Annotated in this window: 21 protein-coding genes; 9 read left to right on the forward strand and 12 right to left on the reverse strand. The window is 54.4% G+C overall.

Translation table 11 applies throughout. From position 1 onward, the window contains the following. Window positions 1-41: 41 nt before the first annotated feature. The gene (locus tag ACOOFE_RS20515) at window positions 42-1097 is read right to left on the reverse strand and encodes a substrate-binding domain-containing protein (protein ID WP_141188070.1); all 1056 of its coding nucleotides are present in this window, start codon (window positions 1095-1097) and stop codon (window positions 42-44) included. Window positions 1098-1728: 631 nt separating this feature from the next. Here ACOOFE_RS20515 and ACOOFE_RS20520 point away from each other — a divergent pair. Both ACOOFE_RS20520 and ACOOFE_RS20525 read left to right on the forward strand, forming a co-directional pair. After that, window positions 1729-2415, forward strand: a complete 687-nt coding sequence (locus ACOOFE_RS20520) for a substrate-binding periplasmic protein (RefSeq protein WP_420411783.1) — start codon at window positions 1729-1731, stop codon at window positions 2413-2415. A gap of 42 nt (window positions 2416-2457) precedes the next feature. Beyond that, window positions 2458-3096, forward strand: coding sequence for a hypothetical protein (locus ACOOFE_RS20525; protein ID WP_420411784.1), 639 nt, complete (start codon window positions 2458-2460; stop codon window positions 3094-3096). 36 nt (window positions 3097-3132) lie between these two features. On the opposite strand, the gene ACOOFE_RS20530 is transcribed toward ACOOFE_RS20525, so the two are convergent. Together ACOOFE_RS20530 and ACOOFE_RS20535 are read right to left on the reverse strand one after the other, a co-directional pair. Then, a complete protein-coding gene (locus tag ACOOFE_RS20530) occupies window positions 3133-4275 on the reverse strand; it encodes an ATP-binding protein (RefSeq protein ID WP_420411785.1) in 1143 nt (380 codons plus the stop codon). A gap of 359 nt (window positions 4276-4634) precedes the next feature. Further along, window positions 4635-5120 carry an SRPBCC family protein gene (locus ACOOFE_RS20535; protein ID WP_420411786.1) on the reverse strand — a complete coding sequence of 162 codons (486 nt, stop codon included), beginning with the start codon at window positions 5118-5120 and terminating at the stop codon, window positions 4635-4637. A 176-nt stretch (window positions 5121-5296) separates the two neighbouring features. Between ACOOFE_RS20535 and ACOOFE_RS20540 the strand changes: the two genes are divergently transcribed. Beyond that, window positions 5297-6199: an MBL fold metallo-hydrolase gene (locus tag ACOOFE_RS20540; RefSeq protein WP_420411787.1), complete on the forward strand. Its 903-nt coding sequence runs from the start codon at window positions 5297-5299 to the stop codon at window positions 6197-6199. Window positions 6200-6209: 10 nt separating this feature from the next. On the opposite strand, the gene ACOOFE_RS20545 is transcribed toward ACOOFE_RS20540, so the two are convergent. Then, window positions 6210-7196, reverse strand: coding sequence for a DUF1499 domain-containing protein (locus ACOOFE_RS20545; protein WP_420411788.1), 987 nt, complete (start codon window positions 7194-7196; stop codon window positions 6210-6212). A 776-nt stretch (window positions 7197-7972) separates the two neighbouring features. Here ACOOFE_RS20545 and ACOOFE_RS20550 point away from each other — a divergent pair. Then, window positions 7973-8947, forward strand: coding sequence for a CorA family divalent cation transporter (locus ACOOFE_RS20550; protein WP_420411789.1), 975 nt, complete (start codon window positions 7973-7975; stop codon window positions 8945-8947). A 13-nt stretch (window positions 8948-8960) separates the two neighbouring features. On the opposite strand, the gene pdxH is transcribed toward ACOOFE_RS20550, so the two are convergent. Next, window positions 8961-9596, reverse strand: a complete 636-nt coding sequence (gene pdxH, locus ACOOFE_RS20555) for a pyridoxamine 5'-phosphate oxidase (RefSeq protein ID WP_420411790.1) — start codon at window positions 9594-9596, stop codon at window positions 8961-8963. Between the two features lie 82 nt (window positions 9597-9678). Between pdxH and ACOOFE_RS20560 the strand changes: the two genes are divergently transcribed. Then, window positions 9679-10161 (forward strand): RT0821/Lpp0805 family surface protein, encoded by a 483-nt coding sequence (locus ACOOFE_RS20560; RefSeq protein ID WP_420411791.1) that lies wholly within the window; start codon window positions 9679-9681, stop codon window positions 10159-10161. A gap of 186 nt (window positions 10162-10347) precedes the next feature. After that, window positions 10348-11349 carry a DnaJ C-terminal domain-containing protein gene (locus ACOOFE_RS20565; RefSeq protein WP_420411792.1) on the forward strand — a complete coding sequence of 334 codons (1002 nt, stop codon included), beginning with the start codon at window positions 10348-10350 and terminating at the stop codon, window positions 11347-11349. Between the two features lie 15 nt (window positions 11350-11364). Here the strand turns inward: ACOOFE_RS20565 and ACOOFE_RS20570 are convergent, their stop codons facing one another. The 3 genes from ACOOFE_RS20570 to ACOOFE_RS20580 form a co-directional block, all read right to left on the reverse strand. Then, on the reverse strand, window positions 11365-12258 hold the full coding sequence (locus ACOOFE_RS20570; RefSeq protein WP_420411793.1) for a DMT family transporter: 894 nt from the start codon (window positions 12256-12258) through the stop codon (window positions 11365-11367). 188 nt (window positions 12259-12446) lie between these two features. Further along, the gene (locus ACOOFE_RS20575) at window positions 12447-12950 is read right to left on the reverse strand and encodes an SRPBCC family protein (RefSeq protein ID WP_420411794.1); all 504 of its coding nucleotides are present in this window, start codon (window positions 12948-12950) and stop codon (window positions 12447-12449) included. Beyond that, window positions 12943-13317 carry an ArsR/SmtB family transcription factor gene (locus ACOOFE_RS20580; RefSeq protein ID WP_420415613.1) on the reverse strand — a complete coding sequence of 125 codons (375 nt, stop codon included), beginning with the start codon at window positions 13315-13317 and terminating at the stop codon, window positions 12943-12945. The genes ACOOFE_RS20575 and ACOOFE_RS20580 overlap by 8 nt, the downstream gene beginning before the upstream one ends. 237 nt (window positions 13318-13554) lie before the next feature. Here ACOOFE_RS20580 and ACOOFE_RS20585 point away from each other — a divergent pair, with 237 nt between their 5' ends. Then, the gene (locus tag ACOOFE_RS20585; protein WP_420411795.1) at window positions 13555-14085 is read left to right on the forward strand and encodes a MarR family winged helix-turn-helix transcriptional regulator; all 531 of its coding nucleotides are present in this window, start codon (window positions 13555-13557) and stop codon (window positions 14083-14085) included. After that, a complete protein-coding gene (locus tag ACOOFE_RS20590; RefSeq protein WP_420411796.1) occupies window positions 14082-14765 on the forward strand; it encodes a GNAT family N-acetyltransferase in 684 nt (227 codons plus the stop codon). Before ACOOFE_RS20585 ends, ACOOFE_RS20590 begins: the two co-directional genes overlap by 4 nt. Before the next feature lie 3 nt (window positions 14766-14768). Here the strand turns inward: ACOOFE_RS20590 and ACOOFE_RS20595 are convergent, their stop codons facing one another. The 3 genes from ACOOFE_RS20595 to ACOOFE_RS20605 are packed head-to-tail and all read right to left on the reverse strand — an operon-like array spanning window position 14769 to window position 17963. Continuing rightward, window positions 14769-15275: a ClbS/DfsB family four-helix bundle protein gene (locus ACOOFE_RS20595; RefSeq protein WP_420411797.1), complete on the reverse strand. Its 507-nt coding sequence runs from the start codon at window positions 15273-15275 to the stop codon at window positions 14769-14771. A gap of 38 nt (window positions 15276-15313) precedes the next feature. Continuing rightward, window positions 15314-16633, reverse strand: a complete 1320-nt coding sequence (locus ACOOFE_RS20600; RefSeq protein ID WP_420411798.1) for an NAD(P)/FAD-dependent oxidoreductase — start codon at window positions 16631-16633, stop codon at window positions 15314-15316. A 4-nt stretch (window positions 16634-16637) separates the two neighbouring features. Further along, the gene (locus ACOOFE_RS20605; protein WP_420411799.1) at window positions 16638-17963 is read right to left on the reverse strand and encodes an NAD(P)/FAD-dependent oxidoreductase; all 1326 of its coding nucleotides are present in this window, start codon (window positions 17961-17963) and stop codon (window positions 16638-16640) included. A 204-nt stretch (window positions 17964-18167) separates the two neighbouring features. On the opposite strand from ACOOFE_RS20605, the gene ACOOFE_RS20610 reads away from it, so the two are divergent. Next, window positions 18168-18389, forward strand: a complete 222-nt coding sequence (locus tag ACOOFE_RS20610; protein WP_420411800.1) for a hypothetical protein — start codon at window positions 18168-18170, stop codon at window positions 18387-18389. Between the two features lie 2 nt (window positions 18390-18391). Here the strand turns inward: ACOOFE_RS20610 and ACOOFE_RS20615 are convergent, their stop codons facing one another. After that, window positions 18392-19276 carry a LysR family transcriptional regulator gene (locus tag ACOOFE_RS20615; RefSeq protein ID WP_420411801.1) on the reverse strand — a complete coding sequence of 295 codons (885 nt, stop codon included), beginning with the start codon at window positions 19274-19276 and terminating at the stop codon, window positions 18392-18394. Between the last annotated feature and the right edge of the window lie 357 nt (window positions 19277-19633).

Below are 19633 nucleotides of genomic sequence, written 5' to 3' on the forward strand. Positions count from 1 at the left end.
AGCGGCGGTGCAGCCGCCCCTCTTATTCGGCAGATGCCGAATTACTTCATTGTTTCTTCAGCAGCAATAGATGCCTGAGTGGCAGCCAGCTCAGGATCGGCAACCAGGCCGTACTGGGCCAGAGGGCCGTCGCCGCCTGCGATTTCGTCAGCGATGAAGAACTGAGCGTATTCTTTCAGGCCCGGGATCACGCCGATGTGCGCCTTCTTGACGTAAAAGTACAGCGGGCGGGAAACCGGGTAGGTGCCGGAAGCAATGGTTTCAGTGGACGGAGCCACATCACCCATGGTCGCAACTTTCAGCTTGTCGGTGTTGTTTTCATAGAAAGCAAGACCGAAGATGCCGATGCCGTTTGCATTGGAGTCGATGCGGGCAAGTGTTTCGGTGTAGTCACCGTCGATGTCGACAGACTTGCCGTCGGCGCGAACGTCGATACACGCCTTTTCAGCAGCTTTTTTCTTCGCTTTGTCGCTGTCGCCTTCAGCAGCTTCGAGGAACTTTTCGAAAGCGCCGGTTGCCTCACAGCCAGCCAGAAGAACCTTGTCTTCGAAAACTTCACGAGTGCCGTGCTTGGTGCCCGGGATGAAAGCAGCGATTTCAACGTTCGGCAGGTCAGCGTTGAAATCAGACCAGTTGTTGTATGGGTTAGCGACCAGTTCGCCGTCCTTGAGGACCTTGGAGCCCAGAGCGTTGAAGATGTCAGCCGGCTGGAACGCGGTGAAAGCAGGACCAGACTTCTGGGAAGCGAAAACGATTCCGTCGTAACCGATGCGGACTTCGATGATGTCTTTCACACCAGCTTCGGCGCAGGCCTTGATTTCTTTCGCGCGGATTTTGCGAGAAGCGTTGGCAACGTCGATGGTGTTTTCGCCAACACCTTCACAGAAACGCTTCAGGCCAGCAGAAGAACCGCCGGACTCAACAACCGGTGTCGGGAAGTCGGTGTTTTCGCCAAAAGCTTCAGCGACGATGGAAGCGTAAGGCAGAACGGTGGAGGAACCAGCGATCTGAACCTGGTCGCGAGCCTGAGCGGCGCCAACGAATGCGGTGGAAGCAACTGCAACTGCTGTTGCGCTAACGAGGGTCGTAAATTTCACTTGACCACTCCCTTTGAATGTCAAGGTTTGTCTATCCACGCCGGACGCGATTTCGTCCAAGCGCTGCCGGGAAACTAGGCTCGATGGATGAGAGTTCTATGACAGTTTTTATTCAGTTTTATGACAGTATAAATTATTGATTTTTATATCTATTTTTACAAAACCTCATTTCATTGTGTCAAAGAGCATTATTCTATGACACAGAATCCCGAGCATCTCGAACAGACCGGCTCTCCCGGGAACCAACATCAATTTCTTTCAGTAACAGCCCCATGCTGACAAAAACGGCGCATCGCCGTTGTCGGAGGTTTCAGTCTCACGAGCCCACACCCTAAACGGCTCTGCCGATACCCTTGATTTGCAGGACACTACATCCAACCAACCGATAATCGAGCTCCCACTTAACGGTTCGATTAGATTGCAGTCCATCCACCTTCGCATTATGCTCTTAGTCAAATAAATAGAGCAATTTAACACCGCTTGACGTAGCGCTACTCATGAAATTGACACAAGACGCTGCGTATCAAAGATTGGTATTGCTGTGCAGAGAGACGCGAAAAAACGGGATACTTTTCATCTTCTGATCTTTTGCGCCACCATCTGCGCACTCGTTTTTATTGCATTTTTGACAATGACTTCTGACGGCAAAGCGGAAGATCGGAAAAAGGTCTTGAGCGTAGCCCTGTTTGATGGCTGTCCTTTTATTTGCCTGGATGAAAGTGGACCGTTTGTCGATGGATTAAAAGCGGCATTTGCAGGGGCTGGATATGAACTGCAGTTTAAACAAATACCATTCGCGCGGGCTGTTACAGATCTTCAGACCGGACATCTCGACATATTACCGGGCGTTTTGAAAGACGGGATAGACGGCGCCGTTTTTCCTAATAGCTGGCTGTACTTCACCCGCATGTGTTTTTTCTCAGACTCCGGTGACTCTTGGGAATGGCGCGGTGTGGCATCGTTGAAAGATAGGTTGATCGCGGTTGAAAAGGGGATCGTCCATACTCCGGAGTTCTTCGACTACGTGCAGAACAGGAAAAATGTCACACATTTATCGGGAAACGACATCCTGTTTCGGCAATTGCGCATGCTGAAGCTTAGCCGCATCCAATCCTTCACCGCGGAACAAACTGTTTTGGCGCACTATTTGGAACAGAAGGGAATTGCGGCCGATAGCTTAAAAAATGCAGGGTGTTTCGAGCCTGAGTTTGAATATGTCGCCATATCCGCAACCCATCCTGAGGCCGCTGAAATTCGGAAGATTTTGACCGTGGGACTGGCTGACTACAATCGATCGGTCGTGCCAGGCCTGTTCTGAACGTCTCACAAATACAGTCAAAGAATGAGAGAGTTTGTTTCCATGAAAAAAATGCTTTTGGCACTTCTTATTATTGCAACACCCCAAACGGCTTCTGCTGAAACCTGCCATGAGACAATCGCCGGAATGTTCGAGGGCGGTGCCTTGGATCCGTTTGTCCGCCCGCCGCACCGGCTGACAAACACTGTGACCGACGCAGAAGGCAATTTTGTCCGCAGATACTTGACCCGATGGCAAACACCTTTCCGCAGCGTCTCAGGCGTTGAGGGCGGCGGGCTATTTGCTCTGGTGATCGATGCTGACAGTTGGACTGGACCGTCCCTCGATGGTCCTTGGACCAAATCGCCGAACAGCCTGCCGGCAGACCACAACGACGTTCGAAAAGCGCAGCATAACCAGGAAAAAGCGAATCTAACCGACGGAAAATGCCTGGGCACCGTAGACCTGGATGGTTCCAATTATGACGTGGTGTCATATGTCACCAAAACGGACCCGAACCCGAAAATGAACGACATGTGGTTCGGCGCACGGCACACTGTCTACATTGATCCAGAAACAGCCCGGGTCATGCGCTGGGAGTCAACGGATTTTGTCAGCTCCTTTGCGCCAAACATGTCAAAAGAGGTTCAAGTTCAGATCTTTGAATATGACCCGGACCTCGTGATTCCGCGTCCGGAATAGGTAAGCCCAACATAAGATAATTGGGCGTAGTCCAGCCTATTCGGAAATTGTCACTTTGAAAGTTGCGCCCTTGCCGGGCTCGCTGTCCACATCAAGGCGGGCCCTGTGGCGGGTCAAAATGTGTTTGACGATGGCAAGCCCCAATCCGGTGCCTTTCATTGCCCGGCTCGAATCCACATCGACCCGGTAAAACCGTTCCGTTAGCCGCGGCAAGTGCTCTGGCGCAATTCCTTCGCCATAGTCGCGGACCGCCAATTGCCACTCCGTACCGTCCTCACAGGCTTCACCTGGTGTCAAAGTGACATCGACGACTTTGCCTGTGCTGCCGTATTTGAGCGCGTTCTCGACAAGGTTTTCCGTCACTTGGATGAGCTCATCCCGTTCGCCCGCAATCAGCACCGGTGTTTCCGGCAAATCTAGCCGGATTTCTACGTTCATGTCCTGGGCCAAGGGGCTTAGCGCGTCATTGGTGTGTCGGATGATCTCGCAGAAGTCGACCCTCGTTTGCGGCCGGACATGCGCCCTTAACTCAATTCGTGACAACGATAGGATATCGTCGATCAACCGGCGCATCCGGCTGGCTTGATCCAACATGATAGCCAAAAACCGGTCCCGGGCTTCAGTGTCATCGCGGGCCGGACCTTGCAAGGTTTCAACAAATCCCGTTAAGGACGCAAGAGGCGTGCGCAATTCGTGACTTGCATTGGCAACAAAATCTGTCCGCATCCGCTCGAGGCGCCTATTTTCCGTTAGATCTTGAACCACCACAAGCACAAAGTCCGGCAATTCCTGTGGCCGGGTGGTTTCTGCGGTGCCGGGCATATACATTGGTGCGATATGCGCTTCCAGCCAGGTTTCTGTCGGGACTTTTTCGATCCAGCTGATCCGCTCAGCCTCTCCCGAAGAGCACACTCGGTCAAATGCTTCCAAGAGTGACGGCGCCCGCAAGGAAAAGGACAACGGATCACCTGGTTTTGCGCCGGGATAGACCGTCATCGCCTCGGAATTGACATAGCGGGTAATACCGCGGGCATCGGCAACAAAACAGGGTGACGGCAAGGCATCCACGGTTACCTTCATGCCCGTTCCTGGCCACATGCGCCGCATTTCCCGCTGCGCCTTGACCTTGACCCGGCGGCTGGCGGCATTGCGTGGCACCATGATAGTAGCCATTGTCATGGCGGCAAATCCGAAAAGCCCCACCCAATGCGGTATTCCGTAAAACATAACAAGCCCCAAGAGGACAGCTCCGCCTGCCAAAAGCGTCCAGCGTGCATCCCTGAGCCGGCGCTTGGGAGTCTCAGTGCTTTGCAAATTTGCGCTTCCTTCGAAGGGGGGCTGGGACACAGTCATATTGCTTCTGGAGTTTGGGCAGACAGGGACAAAACCGACGCTGAGTATTTCGACGCCTCATCTTACAAGTAGAAGTATGAAGACATGGACCTACAACAGCGGACACATCGCCTAACATAGAATTCATGTCAGCAAAACGACAGCGGACAGCGTTTCGAATTGTCCGATCAAAAGAACCACTGAAGCTAACGCATTGCTTTTGCAGCGTCAGACATATTCTTCAAAATACGTGGCCAGCCGTCCGGCTGCATCATCTCCCGCATATAGTCACCGCCGCTTTCTCCGTGGCGCAGAAACTTGCTGTGAACGACTTCCAGGCGCGTAACCTCGCTTGCCTCCCGGAAATTGATCATCACCCGGCTCGCCGCTGCAGGGTCAGCAATCTGTTCACCCGCTTGCGACACCTGCCAGGCGATCCTGAGATAAAGCGGTTCCTCAATCGAAAGGACCGTGCCCCACACCTGTTGCTGGCCGTTGCCATCAAGCTGATAACAGGCACCACCGATAAATGGATCGATGCTGACGTCAAGGCGTTCACCGCGCGTCTTTTTAAACGGTGATGTCCACCAAAGTTCCGGATGATCAACAACCAGCTTGAACGCTTTTGGCCGCGGCAATGCGATCACGCTTTCAAACCGGCACTCATATTCAGTTGCGGTTTGTTCGGTCATTGCAACATTGCTTTCGATTTCCAGTTCATCTTGTTTGACAAGATCCCATGTTTTGGGCTCGATTGGCGAATTATTTGGCCGTTATCTGATTCAAACGTCAATCACATGACGCCTTGCACCAGCTGCTGGTGACACATAAATCGGATAGAGACTTTGCCAGGAATGAACCGCAAATCATGAAACACGACCGGACTTTTGATCCCCGCTATGGGGAACGCGTTGAAATTTTGCCTGGCCTTTGCCGTTTGACGGCAAACAACCCGGGCCCGTTCACATTTCACGGGACCAACACTTATATCCTGGGCCAAAAGGACCTCGTGGTGGTCGACCCCGGACCAGCAGATCCCGCACATGTGGACACGATCCTGTCGGTAACCGAAGGCGCGCGCGTCGAAGCCATTTTGATCACACACACTCATGTGGATCATTCCCCCGCTGCCCGGCTTCTTCAGGAAAGGACAGGGGCTCCCATCATCGGTTGCGCCCCGCACCGTGCCGCCCGCCCTCTTATGGAAGGTGAAGTCAATCCCCTGGATGCCAGCGGCGACAAAGACTACGCGCCCGATCAGGAAACTGCAGACGGTGAAACCTTCGAAGTGGCTGGCATCACCTTTCAAGCAATCGCAACGCCTGGCCACACGGCCAACCATCTGTGTTTTGCCCTGGAGGGGGAAGACATCTTGATCAGTGGTGACCATGTTATGGCTTGGTCAACGTCTATCGTCGCCGCACCCGACGGGTCGATGCGCGATTATATGGCGTCGATTGACAAAATGCTTGCCCGGTCCGAAACAACATACCTGCCTGGGCATGGCGGCATCGTTCGGGATGCACCGGCTTATGTAGAACAGTTGAAACAGCACCGGCTCAACCGGGAAAGTTCGATCTTGAGCGAACTTGGAGACACCCCCCGCAGCATTCCGGAGATTGTCGCAAAACTCTACGCAGATGTGGACCCCATGCTTCACGGCGCAGCCGGTCTCTCGGTTTTTGCCCATTTGGAGGACCTGACAGAGCGCGGCTGTACACAAGCCGATCCCGGCTTGGCACTCGATGCAAGTTTTCGGCTATCGGATTGAATGACTGCTGTCAGCCTTCGAGGTCATCGAGCTCGAAGGCATCTGCCGACAGACCTTCTTCAGTTTCGAAAAACGGCTTGAAACCAGGAAGCGGCACTGTTTTCCGCTCAGGCTCATAGGTTTCCAGCGGAATTTCATCTTCCAAATCCGCTTCTTCGACCGCCAGACGCTCCAAATTGCCGTAAGTCTCAAGCAGAACCTTGTCGACTTCAGATAACACGCTACGAATAACATCTGCATTGCTGGAAAGTTCCCGCAAAGGGGATTGTGAGCGGGCACGAACATCTAGAAGTGCTCCAACAGGGTCCGGCCGAACCCGCAATGCAACGTCGTGTTTCAAACCAAGTACCTGAGTGGTTTCTTCGGCCCACAAAGCCGTCGGCGCATCCAACAGATCCGGCGGAAGTTCATCAATTATCCGCCATCGCAGGGTTTCAACTGCCTTTTTTGAGGCCGCATGGAGTTCTCCCGGAGAGATCCGGTACCGCCGCGGAACGATATCCGGATAAAGTCCAAACTGCATTTCCGCCAGGGACCTGGTTTGTTCGACCGGCATCTTGATCGACACCCATCCAGTTTCCTGAACAATAGCCATCGCCCAAACAAGGACTGCTTGCTCAGTTTTTGGAGCAAACTCAATTAAAAACGGAGGATCATCCGGATCTGTTGAAACATCTGTCAACTCCGGCTTTACAACCAACATCCCCAGTACGGCCACCGGTGCTGAAAGGGCCAGCAAGCCCAGAAACCCTCCAAGAATAGAAGAGCCAATACCGCTTCCACCGAGGCTCCAAATTCGCAAAAATGCTGTCAGGGCGCATATAAGAGCGAGAACAGCAAGGACGGCTGCGGCTGCCAACGACAAGACAAAGATGTCCGGCGTTACCAAGCCGAACCGCATGCCCAGGACTGTGATCAAGGCAAGCGCAAACGCGACCGCACCAAAGGACCGGCTTGCCGGTGCCGCTCTCGACTTGTGATCTGGATACCGCTTCATCTGACTTTAGAGTTTGATTTCCTCGCCACCTGTCTAGCATCAGACTACGAGTCGGCATAGCAGCATCAGCAGCTTTGCCACGGGCTTCTGACAATCGGCAGACATCACGGAAGGGCTGGCCGACTCTCAGAGGCCAAAAAACGCGGCCTTCGTTAACAAAGCCTTACCGGGTTCGTTCACATTTGAGCTGAAACAGTAACAACTTGACATTGTTTTTGAGTAGCCGAGCAGAAAACGCAGGGGCATTCTAGACTTATCTGAATAAAGAATGCCGGACGGACCTTATTTGCCACTCCAGCGCCTTATTTGGAGACCACATGAAGAGCGCGCGTTGAGAGCTTGGAATATTAGGAACGCGCAAGACCTAGAAACAGTAAAACAAGACGGACCGGAAAAATGTCTGAACAAACTGCCCGCCCTGCGCCTTCTGCACCGGCTGGAGCAAAACTTGAAAGTCTCTATAAGCCTGTTGGTATCGCTGCTTTGAACGCAGCTGCATTGTGCTTGCGTCCGTTCGCAAAAAAGACAGCCGGAAAATAAGCTGGCTGGCTGTTGATCGGCCACACCTTTCTCAAGACATATTTCGACCCTGGTCGTCTAAGGTTTGCTGCTTAAACAGCTGCAGCATAGCTATGACTAAGCTCGCCCGAGTTTATTAGGGCGGCAGCTCAAGCTATGTACCGCCATATCTGTTAAAGCAGTTGCAAGACCGTTTTGAATTTGGGCAAGCTGCCACCTGATGATTGCTTTTGCAATCCGAGGTGGAGCCTGCCCAAATGATTATTGCCTATTGCCCTTCTGTCGACGGACTTGAGCGCATCGAACTGACCGATGGCGCCCCCCTGCCGGCCACATCGATCTGGATCGATCTTCTAAGCCCGACACCAGAAGAACGTGCCGAAGCAGAAAAGCTGATGGGCGCGGTTATTCCAACACAGGAAGACATCACATCAATTGAAACGTCAGAACGGCTCTATTTGGAACCTGGCGCCGTTGTCATGACCGCCCAAATGCCTGGGGCCGTCCAAACCTTGGATCCGGTGGAATCTTCAGTAACCTTTGTGCTGAACGCGAAACGGCTCATCACGGTCCGTTATGGCGAACCGGGCTCCCTAACTTTCCTCGCGCGCAAAGTTCAGTCCGACACGAGCATCGCTCATTTGGGTCCAGCGATAATGTTTGCCTTCCTCGACATCATCGTCGACCGCTGCGCCGATGAAATGGAAACGGCATCAGCAAGCTATGATGGCTTGGCAATGAAAGTTTTCGGGGACGGGCTCAACACCCGAAAGACATCCAGCTATAAGATCGCGATCAAACAGCTTGGCAGAATCGGCTTGAAGGTCGCAAAAATGCATGACGTTTGTGCCAGCTTGTCCCGCTTGCTCCTTTACATGGCCACCCATGCCACGCGCCTGAACCTAAGCGAAAAGCAGATCGAGGACTGCAAGATGTTTGGCCGCGATATTCACTCGATCAAAGAGCACGGTGATGCGCTGGACAACAAACTCACTTTTTTGCTCGACGCCACAGTTGGCCTGGTCTCCCTGGAACAGAACCAGATTTCCAAGATCTTCACCGTTCTGGGGCTGATCTTCCTGCCGCCGACCCTGATTGCCTCGGTCTACGGCATGAATTTCGTCAATATGCCGGAACTGCACTGGGAACAGGGGTTCCTGTTCTCCATTGGTCTCATGCTTACCTCTGTCGCGGTAACGTTCTTCGCCTTCCGCTGGATGCGGCTTCTTTGAACGCTACAGCTTATTACGGATAGAGCCGTTGCTTGCTCCAAGGTTCAGATGGCGCGCTGCGCGTAAATTGGACCCGGTCATGCAGGCGGAACGGCCGGTCGGCCCAGAACTCGATTTCGCTGGGGACCAAGCGCAGGCCGGACCAGTGATCCGGGCGTGGAATATCACTGATACCGAACTTAGCCGTGAACTTTGCAACTTCCTTTTCCAGAGCAAACCGGCTTTCCAGCGGACGGGATTGCTTGGATGCCCAGGCGCCAATGCGGCTGCCACGTGGCCGAGACTGGTAGTATTCATCGGCCTCTTGATCAGAGACCTGAACAATCTCTCCGCGGATGCGAACCTGCCGTCTCAGACTTTTCCAATGAAAACACATGGCAGCTTTTTGTGCCGACAAGAGTTCATGCCCTTTGGCACTTTCCAGATTTGTGTAAAAGACAAAACCTGTTTCATCGAAACCCTTTAGAAGAACCATGCGGACGTTTGGCAGGCCGTCCGGATCGACCGTCGACAGCGCCAGCGCATTCGGATCGTTCATCTCTGAACCCTTTGCGTCTTCAAGCCATTCATCAAACAGGTCAAACGGTTTCTCTGCGTCAACAAAGTTACCCTTTGTTAACTCTTCGTGCGGATTCTTAAGGTCTGTCATTGCTACCCTATCGAAGGATTCGATGGCCGGAGGATCGGCAAGAAAATGCCGCACCAAGAAAGGCTATCTGGTGATGCGCCATATGCGTTCATATACTGCCAGACATAACAAGATCTACCCCTTGAAAAACCGTTCTGTGATGGTTTTTGCTGTTCTTTTGGGGGGAGCACTTGCCGGCTGCGGCCAGATGGGCATGCAGGTCGGCACCGATGACCTCAAAACACCGACGGTTCTGACCGGGTCCATCCCATCTGCCGCAGATGTTGCTTACTCAGACCTCAGCCCGGAAGACCGGCTGGCCATTGCCGCAAATCTCGACGCGCTGAACGCGGACCTTGAACGCGGTTCCAATCTCGATGGGTTGAGCCTGCCATGGCTCAATGCAATCAGCGGCAATTCTGGAACGGTTTCTGAAGTCAGCTCCTCGGCCTTCACACAGACCGGATGCCTGACGTTTAAGACCACCGCCAACACCATTGCAGGGATCAAACTTTATTCCGGAACAGCTTGCCGCGACATCACGCAGAAATTCGCAGTGACTGCCTTGGCGGTTGCCGACGCTTGATCCACCCGAAATTCACTGTAAAAGAACCTTGGTCCGGCTCCAGCCTACTGGAATTTTTTCCTATCCGTAACGATATTCAGGATAACGAAGGCCGGACTGAGGTGTGCAGGCCAAGCCCTACCGGGCTTTGGGACCCGCGCAGGAAGCGGTCCGGACCGGCATAACTAGTGAACACTGGTAAGATGAATGCGTGATCCCTACAGCGTTCTCGGAGTGGCGAAATCCGCCAACGAGGGCGACATCAAAAAGGCCTTTCGAAAGCTGGCCAAAAAATACCACCCGGATCAGAACAAGGATGATCCCGGCGCACAGCAACGCTTTGCTGAAGTCAATCAGGCCTATGAAATCATCGGCGACAAGGACAAACGCGGCCAGTTCGACCGAGGCGAAATCGATGCGGAAGGCAAACCGAAGTTCCAATCGCGGGGCTTTGAAGGCTTTTCCGGTTTCGAGGACTTTGGCGCAGCTGGAGGAAACCGGGGCTTCCGGTCATCCGGCGGTGCAGGAGCCGGAGCTGGAGCAGGCGGTTTTGACGATATCCTGAACGATATTCTGGGTGGTTTCGGTGGCCGGGGCAAACGCGGAGGCCCAGGACAGGGCGCTAGCGGATTTGCTGGTGCTGGCGGAGCCCATGCGCGCAGGCCGTCTGCTGTCAAAGGGAAAAACGCCGACCTGATCGCGGCTGTCTCTCTTGAAGACATCATCAATTCGGGAAAGGCCCAAGTTACACTGCCCAGCGGCAAGACAGTGAATGTCACTCTTCCAAAAGGCGTTGTGGAAGGCGAAAAGATCCGGCTGAAGGGCCAGGGACATCCGGGCGAACAGGGCGGTGCGGCAGGCGATGCCATGATTGAAGTCCGGTTCCGGACGCACAAACTGTTCGAGGTGAAAGGATCCGATCTGCACCTTGACCTGCCGGTAGCCCTTTATGAAGCTATTCTGGGTGCCAAGATCCGCACGCCAACACTTTCCGGCGCGGTCAACCTGACAATCCCAGCGAACTCTTCCAGCGGTAAAACCATGCGGCTGAAAGGCAAAGGCCTGCCGACCAAAAACGGTGGGCATGGCGACCTTCTGGTCAAGCTGCAGATTATGCTGCCGCCACATGGCGACGATGAGCTCGACACCTTGATGAAAGCCTGGAAGGAAATAACCCCCTACCGGGTCCGGGGCGCGGAATTCGACTAAGCGTCCCGCCGGCCTTCAAGTCAAAACAATGATGGCGGTGCCGACCACCGCCAAAACAGCGCCCGAGACCGCTTTTGGTGTCGGGCGCTGTTTTGTTGTTCGCCACAGGATCGGCAATACAAAGATCGGCGACAAAGACCCGAGGACGGCAGCAAGGCCGGCTTCCATGTAAGCAAAGGCATATAGCAGCAGAGACGACGATACGCCGTAACCGATGATACCGGGCAAAACCGTCCGGAAAAGAAGATACGGGCTGCCTTCCGCTTGTGAGCGCATAATCCCTGCCGGCCACAAACCGATCAGCGAAATCAAGACCGCAGCGCCGATCAACCGGATGGCGGCTACAGCAATTGGTTCGGCGCCTTGTTCCAGCATGGGTTTGACCGCGAGAAACCCGCCGCCCTGACAAGCTGCGGCGGCCGTTCCAAGGAGAACGACCTTCCACATGGTCTTTGCGGACCGGTGTTGTTGGTTTTCTTCAGGCGTGGTTGCTTGGATTGCCAGGATAATACCGCCGATGACAACTGCGCCTCCAACCATATCGGACAAGGCCAAGGTTTCGCCGAGCCAGAGATAAGCCATCATCGCCACCAAAGGGGCCTTCAGGCACAGCAGCAGTTCGGTCAGCCTGGGACCGCCCTGGCGCAGACAGGCGATCATGGCTAGATTTCCGAGCAAAACGCCTGCAATCACGCTGACGGCGTAAGCTGGCACGTCAATCGAATGAAGGCCCGGCCAAAGCCCCAGCGCACTTGCAAGCCCTGACATTAACGCCGCACAGGCGATGAGCTGAATGCGGGTAAACTCAAAGGCGCCCAGTTCCCGTGCCGGCCATTGCGCCAGAACTATGCCGGACGCCCAGCCGAAAGACGCGGAAACGGCGGCCAGCGCCGGAATGACCGTGAACATCACTCAAACCTCATGCTATGTTATTGGTAGCATCTAGTTTGCTACACAATAAATAGCAAGAGGTCGATTACACAAAAGTGCTCCCTACCCTAGAGACGTCTCAGTGAGCTGTTTTCGATGCAGGAACCCGTTGGGACGCGGTTCCTGAATTGGGCTGCAGCAGGCTGAAAACATAAGTCCCTTTGGTATCAAGCCGGTTCCTTTTGCAGTTCTGCAAGCAATTCTGTGAGCATTTCCATGCCTTTGCCCCAGCCTTGATCAAGGCTTGAAATGGCTTTGGCAAAGCAGGCGATTTCCGCGTCGGTCGCCTCATGGGGCACCCAGGTGAGCTGGAGCTCGGTGTTTTCACCATCGTCACTGAAGGTTACCGTCGTCATCAAGGTGCGCGGCCAATCCGGCATCATTGGGTTCGCCGAGACATTCCAATCCGCGTCAGAAACGCAATGCAGCCACACCAGCCTATCCGGCTCACTGACCTCCAGATATTCGACCCGCTGATAATGCGATCCACCGCCCATGCGCATTTCGTTAAGCCACAGGCCACCGGGTTTCACATCAAGCTGGTGAATGACTGTTTCAACACCCGGCCCGTACCAGCGGGCTAGCAAGTCCGGATCGGTCCATGTCTTCCAAACAAGATCGCGAGGTGCATTAAATTTCCGGGTCAGGACATATTCAGGCAATTCAGTCATTCACTTCTCCCTTTTGGCCTTGAGCGGCCTTCAAATCTTCCAACAAATCATCCAGTTGATCGAAACTTCCTGTCCAAAATCGCTTGAACTCTTCTAACCAGGCAATGGCAGCTTTCATCGGCTCGGCCTTGAGCTGCGCCGGTCGCTTTTGCTTGTCCATTCCCCGTTCAATCAGCCCGGCCCGCTCCAAAACTTTCAAGTGTTTTGAAACCGCTGGCTGGCTGATTTCGAAAGGCTCAGCGAGCTCTGTGACAGACGCTTCGCCTTGCGCCAGCTTTGTCAGGATTGCCCGGCGCGTCGGATCAGCGAGCGCGGCAAACACCGCATCCAGGTTAGGCGCCGCAGGTATATAACCAACTTGTTCCATAACTTTATGGTTATATATTTTCCTTTCTCCGTCAAGGCCGTTGTTTTGACGTGAGGATAATCCCTTCAAGCAATCGAACTTCGGCTTACTCCCAAGACAAGGAAATTGAGTAACATGCTGTTTTAATGCCGATATTTCGTTTCTTGCGCTGCCCATCTGAAGACCTTCAAGCTCAAATTTGCCTTTTCTAGCTTAAATATGTATTGTTATATAACTTGTTATGTTATCGGATTTGATATGCCAAAAGACATCGTCAGAACGCTTGGCTACGCCACCTTGGGATCCCGGCTCAAGCGCCTCGGCGAATTGCTGCAGGCCCAGACAGCGGAGCTGGCACTGGACGGCTCTCAAGCCCAATTGCCAGTACCGCAGAACCCTGTCCTGGCAGCGCTGGACACAAACGGTCCCATGAGCATCGGCGATCTGGCCAAGGCTTTGGGGCAAAGCCAGCCAGGTGTCACCCGCATGATCAATCAAATGAAAAAGGACGGTCTCGTTCACGCTGCGGCCGACACGCACGACCAGCGCGTCCGGAAAGTCGCGCTGACTAACCGGGGAAATCAACTGGTACAGGAACTGAAAACAAGTCTCTGGCCGGCCATCGCACAGGCTGTCACAGATGCATGCCAAGACCTTTCAGGCCCCTTGCTTGATCAGCTTACCCAATTGGAGAACGCGCTCTCAGTCAAGCCGCTAAAGGTACGAACCAACGCTGAAACCCTTCCTGATTGGGATGCCATACAGACCAACGGAGAACAAAACGCATGACCCCGCTCTTTCAAAAAACCGTCTGGTCCGCCCTGTCCTCCCGTCAATCCCATCTGTCACTCGGGAATGGATTGGCCCGGCGTTTCGATCCGGAGATCTCCCCCTTTGCTGCCAGCAAAGACAATTCTCCGGAAGCGCTGTCTGCGTTGGCGGATCTGATCGCACCGGGTGATGACCGGGTGTATCTGATGCAAGCGGCCGAGATTGCGCTTCCGGGCGCGCTCGAAGCGGAAATGACCACTTTTGGTGTCTTGATGACCCAAAACCACCCGATTTCGCCATCATCAGAGCTCGAAATCACGCCACTAGGCTCCTCTGACGTAGCCGAGATGGTTGCTCTGGCAGACCTTACCAAACCGGGCCCCTTTACCAAACGCACGCCCGAACTCGGCTCCTATTGGGGCATCAGGATCGATGGCAAATTGGCAGCAATGGCCGGGACACGTCTCGATTTCGACGGGTATACAGAAGTCAGCGGTGTCTGCACGCACCCAGATTTTCGCGGGCGCGGTCTGGCATCCGAGCTGTCGCTCTTTGTAGCAGATCAAATCCGCCAACGGGGGGACACGCCGATCCTGCACGCGTTTGCGAACAACACAGCGGCCATCACACTTTATGAAAAACTCGGCTTCGAACTCTGGCGGCAGATCAACGTTGCGGTCGTCAAGCGGACCGATTGAGGATCACGGCCGCTCTGCTTTGGCAGCGCGCATCCGTTTTTTCAAATACTTCGCTGCTGAACGATAGTGGCTTGGCCCGGCGGCTTCGGCAAAGCGCCCCGCCGTCCACTTGCTACGGCTGCCTTTCATAGGACTACCATAGAGGTCTTTGTCAGAGAGATTCTCGATGAGTGCCAAGAGTTCGCTGTGATTGGCTTCGAGCATCGCAGTAACGGAAACCCAGGAAAACCCGGCCTGCCTGTCTCTTAAATCCGCATTGTACCGCGCCGTCTCAGACCATTTGTACCCCTCCGCTGGAATGTGGACCGGGTTTCCCGCTTGCCCGTCGCGATACCAACCGAGGAAGAGTTCGATCCAATGGGCGCGGTGGCCAACAATATCCTTGGCGGAAATTCCATCGGCATCCTTTTCAAGACGCAGGATGGCAGGTAACTCGGCGAGCACATCCAACAATTTCACCCATTCTTTCTGAGTGACCTCAAGCAGTTCTTGCTTGGATGTTGCCGGCATCGGCCTCCCCTTTCCTCTCGCAACGGTTCTCTAAACCATCACATATCCTGGTAGCCGTACCACCAATAGGCACCTTGCAGATAGAGTTTGCGAAGAGATGGAAAGGGAAATCGTTTGAAGGGGTGTTGCAGCGGTTCAGGCAAATCTTCCTGCCGAACTGATCCCATAATCAAACCCGCGACTTTTTCACCGGAAAGAGACGCCATTGCCACCCCGCTGCCGTGCCAACCCATCGCAGCATACAGACCGTCCATACCGGGAATTTGGCCAACAAACGGTGTCAGATTGCGGGACAGGCACACTTTGCCATACCAGTGATACTCGCTTTCAACACCTTTCCAGGCCGGAAACATTGTATTGAAATCGTGCCGGGCCCGTTTGTGCATGGCTTTGAGCGCCGGCTCGTTTTCAAAAATACCGCCGCGTGTGCCGAACAGGAACCGTTTATCGGGCATCAGCCGGAAATAGTGCAACAGGATCCGGGAGTCGGACGCCATTGTGTCCGAGGTCCAGCCCTGGGCGGCCAGTTCCTCATCAGTCATAGGCCGCGTCACGTGAATGGACGACATCACCGGCAAGGTCCGGCCATGAATCCATTTCGGCACGGTTTCTTTGGAATAACCGTTTCCAGCTAGGATGACCCGTTTGGCGCGGACAAAACCGTGCTCCGTGTCCAGCCGCCAGCGGTCCCCGTCACGGCCAACACCGGTTACGGCAGATTTGCCAAAAATCCGACCACCTTTCTTGCGGACTTGGTCCGCCAATCCATAAAGATAGGCCATCGGATTGAGCGCAAAGCCATAGGGCATGTGCAGACCGCCATAAAAGCCTGATCCGCCGTATCCTTCTGCAGTCAACGCACTCTTGTCCAAGATCCGCGACTTGATGCCGAACTTGTCCTTCAGGAATGCCGCTTCAGCTTTAAACGCGTCAAAATCACGGGGCCGGTGCGCCAGGGTAATTTCCCCTTGTGAGTGGCAATCGGCATCAACTCCCCAGGCCTTTAAACGCTGTGCAACCTGATTGATCCCGGCCACCTGATAGGCGAGGAAATTGCGCGCTCCATCCAGGCCGTAGCGCTGGATAAGCTGGTGAATGCTCAGTTTGGTTCCGCCAAGGCAACAAAATCCGCCGTTCCGACCCGAAGCGCCATAACCGACATGTTCTGCTTCGAGCACGCAGACAGATACGCCAGCTTCGGCAAGTTTCATTGCCGCGCTTAAGCCGGCAAATCCGGCGCCTATCACGGCAACATCAAACTGCGCATTGCCGATCAATTGCCGGTCTGCCCGGGGCGGCGGCCTGCTGGCCTCCCAATAACTGCCGGCCAATTGGCGTTGATCTTGCCTCTTCTGCACTGTGCTAGATCCCGAGCCGGTCCCTAAGGGAGAACCAGGTCATGGCCAGCACCAGAAGCGGAAAGCGCAGCTTGTCGCCACCTGGGAAAGCCGGGATGTTGAGCCTTTCGAAGACGTCGAACCGGCCTGCGGTGCCCATAATTGCCTCGGCCATCAACTGTCCGCCCAGTGTTGCCATAGCAACCCCATGTCCGGAATATCCAGTTGCTGTCAGAATATTGGGCTTCAAGCGGGCAAAATACGGCATGCGTTTGGGGGTGATTGCCAGGGTCCCGCCCCAGCCATAGTCGATTTTCGCGTCTTTAAGCTGCGGGAAGATTTCCAGCATGGGCCGGCGAACAAATGATTTTATGTCGTCCGGGAACCGGTAGCCGTAATTTTCACCGCCACCAAACAAAAGCCGCCGGTCGGCGGACAGGCGGAAATAATTGATGACAAACTTGCTGTCTGCCACCGCAACATTGTCCCGGATCAAAGCCTTAGCGTCCTCTTCGGAGAACGGCTCTGTCGCAACGATGAAATTGTTGATCGGCATGACATGTGCGGCCGTTTCCGCTTCCAGCTTGCCGAGATAACCATTGCACGCGAGAACAAGGTGCCGGGCCCGGACAATTCCGTGGTCCGTTGAAACAGTCACGGTCCCGTCGCTTTGTTCGGCAGTTTCGGTGACCTTAGTTTCCTCAAAGATCTTGGCCCCCGCCTTTTCGGCCGCACGCGCAAGGCCGAGGGCATAATTGAGCGGATGCAGGTGCCCCGATCCCATATCCAGGGATCCGCCAAAGTACTTCGGGCTGCCGACCAGATCACCAATCTCATCGCCGTCGACAAATCGGATCTGATCATATCCATATGTGAGACGGAGATGCTCGACGTAGTCGCGGCTCTCCTCGACATAGCCCTCGCGATGGTCTGCATGAAGGATGCCGGGGGTGTAGTCGCAGGCAATCTGATGTTTGTCGATCAGATGTTTGACCAGCGCCTTGGAGTCTTCAGCCAGTTCCCAGAGCAGCCTGGCATGCGATTTTCCATGGCGCTCTTCCAGAACGTCCTGTTCGACGCGTTGGCCCGATCCGACTTGTCCACCGTTACGCCCGGAAGCGCCCCAGCCAACCCGGTTGGCTTCCAGCAGAACAACATTCAACCCGCTTTCGGCCAGATGCAGAGCCGCTGACAGTCCAGTGTACCCTCCACCAACCACAACAACGTCTGCCTGGGAAGCCCCATCAAGCGGCGGATAAGATGTCTGCCAGCGTGCAGTCGCCGCATAATAGGACGGCGGGTGCTGGCCAGGTGTGTCGTTGGCTGTCAGAAGGTCGAGCGGTGTCAGCATATCCTCACGCCGGTATTCATGACGATGGCAGCCTTTTCAGCATCAGGCAGCGCGGCTACCTTGTTATTTTAAGAACAATGATGCAAGACGAAAACTTAGGAAAACAGGCGCGTTTTCCTATATTTCGCAATATCTTGCCACCTTCCCCTAGGAAAGCCTGCCATAGCAGCTGATGGGAACGGCATCTGGTAGAAAGGTAAAGTTGTGTTTGGCGGGTTTGAACATCCCTGGCTCGATCCGCTTTGGCGGCGCGTCCTTATTGTCCTGTTCTGCGCCGGGTGGACCGGTCTGGAGTTTTTCAATCAAGACCAGACATGGGGCTTTATCATCGGCGCAATCACTGCCTATGCCGCTTGGGGCTATCTGGTCGCGTACAAAGTTACGAACACCGACGATACAAAAGATCCTGACGACCATAGAAAGTAACGTCAGGCCCTCATTTCCCGAATGAGCCATTCACAAAAAGTTTGCGCTTCCGGACTTAACGCCTGGCGCGGACCTGAGGTCACGAGATAATAGCTGTGGCGGCTGACAATGTTCTTTTTAGTCGAGCGGACCAAACGACCGGTGTCCAGATAAGGCCGTGCCAGGGTTTCCAGCACCAGGGCGTGGCCGTGCCCAAGGGCTGCCAATTCGAGCGCCGAAAGCGTCTGATCAACCTGTAGGCCCGTGCGGTCCGGAACAGTTTCACCAAAAAGGCGGAAAAAACTCTCCCAGGTGTCGGCCACGCCCATGATATCCAGGCGTTTGGCTTTGCTGAGCTGGACGACATCGCTGTCTTTGCCTGTCAGGGCAAGATCCGGATGGCAGACAGTGATAACCGGATCATTAGCCAAGAGCTCGACGGCGCCATCGCGCCAGGTTCCGTCGCCGAAGCGCACATCGATTTCAAAAAGATCCGGATTAAGGCTTTCGGCCCAAGCAGCGGAAATCATCTGCAAATCAATCCCCGGAAACTCCGTTTCAAAGGCGCTAATCCTCGGGATCATCCAGAGATGGCCAAAACTGTTCAGGCAGCGGAAGCGCACAGGTTTGCGCTCCCGGCCACCAAAAACCGACACCGTTGCAATCGAAAGATCTGAAAAGGCTTTCTCGACCGACGGCAGATACGTCTGTCCGAGACGTGTCAATTTCAGCTCCCGGTGCACCCGGTCGAACAACGGGTAGCCCAGATGCTGTTCAAGCTGGCGAACCTGGTAACTCACCGCGGCAGGCGTGATGAGAAGCTCCTCGGCTGCGCGGGTGAAATTCCCTAACCGGGCCGATGCTTCGAAAGCACGAAGCCAAGGCAGTGGCGGTAAATTGTAAGCCATCGATGTTCCGGTTTAACGGTGAACGGAGCGGCGACACTAGGCCGTGTGGACGAATTTGAGACGCCTTTCGTGAGATTAAGGGCGAAAGATGGCGTGGAATGACCTGAAGAGCGTATCGGTTATACGGTCAAAGGGCAGTCCACGTCAGATTGCAGCCCTTTGTCTCACCCAAAGGGCTGGGTCTGCTGCGCCCAATCCTCTGCGCAAATCCGCCTAGATGATGCACCAGCATCACCTGCGCCAGATTTTCTTGATCTTGAACGCAGCAAATCCCAGCGAAAGGCATCTCAAATTCGACCACACGGCCTAGTCAAAACCCTATTCAGTTCAGCGCTGTCCTTCAAATTTTTTCGAAGT

The organism is Roseibium sp., from assembly GCF_965216085.1.
Lineage (GTDB): Bacteria > Pseudomonadota > Alphaproteobacteria > Rhizobiales > Stappiaceae > Roseibium.